3 protein-coding genes are annotated in these 3,247 nt (G+C 66.6%); 2 read left to right on the forward strand and 1 reads right to left on the reverse strand.

The genetic code is table 11. The annotated features are described in order from the left end of the window. Positions 1-574 (forward strand): HTTM domain-containing protein (locus WB508_RS04030; protein ID WP_423843598.1); only part of this gene is annotated, 574 nt, incomplete at its 5' end. On the opposite strand, the gene WB508_RS04035 is transcribed toward WB508_RS04030, so the two are convergent. Continuing rightward, positions 561-2,507, reverse strand: a complete 1,947-nt coding sequence (locus WB508_RS04035; protein ID WP_423843599.1) for a M13 family metallopeptidase — start codon at positions 2,505-2,507, stop codon at positions 561-563. The genes WB508_RS04030 and WB508_RS04035 overlap by 14 nt on opposite strands. A gap of 17 nt (positions 2,508-2,524) precedes the next feature. Here WB508_RS04035 and WB508_RS04040 point away from each other — a divergent pair. After that, a partial coding sequence (locus WB508_RS04040) for a siderophore-interacting protein (protein ID WP_423843600.1) occupies positions 2,525-3,247 on the forward strand: 723 nt, incomplete at its 3' end.

Consider the following 3,247-nt stretch of genomic DNA (forward strand, 5'->3'; position numbering starts at 1 on the left):
GCGCGACCCCGTCGCCCGGATACGGACAGCGTTGCGTAACGCATGGAACAGTCACCCGGTCCTGCCGAGATGGTTGTCGAACGGTGTCCACAACATCTTTCTGGCCGCCCTGATGTTCCAGCTGATCCTGATCTACATCTCAGCTGGCATGTTCAAGACGCAGGGCGCGCTCTGGCAGCACGGCACGGCGCTCTACTACCCTCTCCAGCTACAGGAGTACAGGCCATTCCCGATCCTGACCGATGCGATGACCCACTTCGGTCTCTTCGTGGGTCTGGCGACGTACGTAGTGGTGTTCACACAGCTGTTCTTCCCTCTGATGCTGCTCCAGACGGTGACACGCCGCATCGCGATCGCCCTCGTGATCTTGTTTCACCTGTCGATCGCTGTCGTCATGGCCCTGCCGTGGTTCTCGCTGTCGATGATCGCGTTCGACGCAGTATGGGTCAGCACTGCGACCCTTGCGGCGGTCGACGGCTGGACGCGTGATCGGCTGCGGCCCGTTTCGGACCTGTTCTGGGACATCGTCGACCCCGTCGTCGACCGTCTTCCGCGGCCGTTCACCAGATCGTGACGCGGTCCTCAGGCGCCAGCCAGAGGGCGTCGTCGGCGGTCACTGAGAACGCCTGGTAGAACGCGTCGATGTTGCGGACCACCTGATTGCACCGGAACTCCGGGGGCGAGTGCGGGTCGACGGTCAGACGGCGCACGGTCTCGGCGGGACGGACCTTGCCCTGCCAGGCCTGGGCCCAGGACAGGAAGAATCGCTGGTCCGGGGTGAACCCATCGATGAGGTCGTCCCCGGGCTCGCTGAGCCGGAAGGCCCGGTACGCGATGCCCAGTCCGCCCAGGTCGCCGATGTTCTCGCCGATCGTCAGCGATCCGTTGATGGTCTGGCCGTCGGCACCTTCGGGCGAAAGGTCGTCGTACTGAGCCACCAGTGCACTGGTCAGTGCGTCGAACGCCGCCCGGTCCTCATCGGTCCACCAGTTCTGCAGCGCACCCGAGCCGTCGTACTGCGAGCCCTGGTCGTCGAAGCCGTGGCCGATCTCGTGGCCAATCACCGCGCCGATCGCCCCGTAGTTGACGGCGTCGTCGGCCTCGGCGTGGAAGAACGGGTGCTGCAAAATTGCGGCGGGGAAGACGATCTCGTTCATCGTCGGGTTGTAGTAGGCGTTGACCGTCTGCGGTGTCATGTACCACTCGTCGCGGTCGATGGGCGCCCCGATCTTGCTCAGCTCGCGGTCGGTCTCGACCGCGATGCTGCGCCGCACGTTGCCGATCAGGTCCGTGGGATCGGTCTTGAGCGCCGAGTAGTCCTTGAAGCGGTCGGGATGCCCGATCTTGGGGGTGAAGGTGTCAAGCTTGTCGTGGGCCCGCTTCTTGGTCTCGTCGCTCATCCACGGCAGGCTTGCGATGCTGTCGCGGTAGGCGGCGAGGAGGTTGTCGATCAGCTCGGTCATCCGCACCTTGGCCGCTGGCGGGAACTCCGACGCCACGTAGATCTGGCCGACCGCCTCGCCGACGGCGCCCTCCACGAAGCCGACGCCGCGCTTCCAGCGGGGACGCATCTCGTCGGTGCCTGACAGCGTGCGACCGTAGAACTCGAAGTTCGCCGTCACGAAGGCCGAGGACAGGTAGGGCGACGCTGCGTGCACGATGCTCCATCGGAGCCAGTCCTTCCAGGACTCGAGCTGATCGTCGGTCAGCAGGGTCTGCACACCCTGCAGGAACGAGGGCTGTGACACCACGACTTCAGCGAGCACCGCGTCCGGTACCTGCCCGGCGGTCGCCCAGGCGGTCCAGTCGAAGGCCGGCGTCAAGTCCTGAACAGCAGCCAGGTCCAGCAGGTTGTAGGTCTTCTGGGCGTCGCGGCACGCGACCCGGTCCCAGTGGTGCGAGGCGATGTGCGTCTCCAGCGTCATGATGCGCTCGGCCCGTCCGGCCGCGTCGTCCAGACCGGCGAGCCCGAGCATCGTGGCGAGGTGGCCGACGTACGCTTCGCGGATCGGGGCGAACTGCTCCTCGCGGTAGTACGACTCGTCCGGCAGACCGATGCCGCTCTGCACCAGGTGAGTGACGTACCGGTCGGGCTGGCCACGGTCTGGCGCGATGTAGAGGCCGAAGACCCCGCCGGTGCCCTGACGGTCAAGCACGCCGAGGGTGCCGATCAGTCCGGCGACGTCGACGATGGCGTCGACCCTGGCCAGATCGTCGGCCAGGGGAGTGGCGCCGAGCTTCTCGATGCGGTCCTCGTCCATGAAGCTGGCGTAGAGATCCCCGATCCGACGCGCATCGGGGTCGTCTCCGGGCTCGGCGGCGGCGGTCTCGATGATGCGACGCACCGCCAGCTCGGCGGCGTCGACGAGCTCGACGAAGGAGCCGGCTGTGGCCCGGTCGGGCTTGATCTGGGCTGTCCGCAGCCATGGTCCGTTCACGTGGCGGAACAGATCGTCCTGCACGCGGATCTGAGGGTCGAGCTGCGAGATGTCGATACCGTGGGTCACGTGGATAGGCTAACCGCGTGAGCAAGTCGCGCCCCGTCCGCCTGACAGTCCTGCGCGTCGAGCAGATCGCTCCGACCTTGCGGCGCGTGGTGTTCGGCGGCGACGGCTTCGACACCTACCTGGAGCGTCACATGGCCCACGGCGCGGGCCAGCTCACCGACATGTACGTCAAGCTGGTCTTCCTGCGCGAGGGATGGGACTACCCGGAGCCACTCGACCTCGACGTGGTGCGCGACCAGATGCCCTCAGAAGCCGCTCCGGTGCTGCGCACGTACACGATTCGTTGGATTGACCCGGTGGCCCGCGAGGTGGCGATCGACTTCGTGGTGCACGGCGATGCGGGAGTTGCCGGCCCGTGGGCGGCTGCTGTCGAGCCGGGAGACTCGATACATCTGCGCGGCCCCGGCGGTGCCTACGCACCGGATCCTGAAGCCGACTGGCACTTGTTCGTGGGCGACGAAGCCGGTCTTCCGGCCATCTCCTCGGCCATCGAGGCGTTGCCCGCCGGCGCGCGGGCCGTGGCGTTCGTCGAGATCGACGGTCCAGCCGATGAGTTGCCGTGGAAGACGCAAGCAGATGTCGAGACGCACTGGCTGCATCGCGGCGATGCTGACGCCGGATCCACGACTCTGCTCGACGATGCGGTGCGCGCGTGGACCTGGTGGCCTGGGCGCGCCCAGGCTTTCATCCACGGCGAGTCTGCCCTCTTGAAGTCCGTTCGCCCGTACGTGCGCAACGAC

It is taken from the genome of Aeromicrobium sp., from assembly GCF_049586495.1.
Taxonomy (GTDB): domain Bacteria; phylum Actinomycetota; class Actinomycetes; order Propionibacteriales; family Nocardioidaceae; genus Aeromicrobium.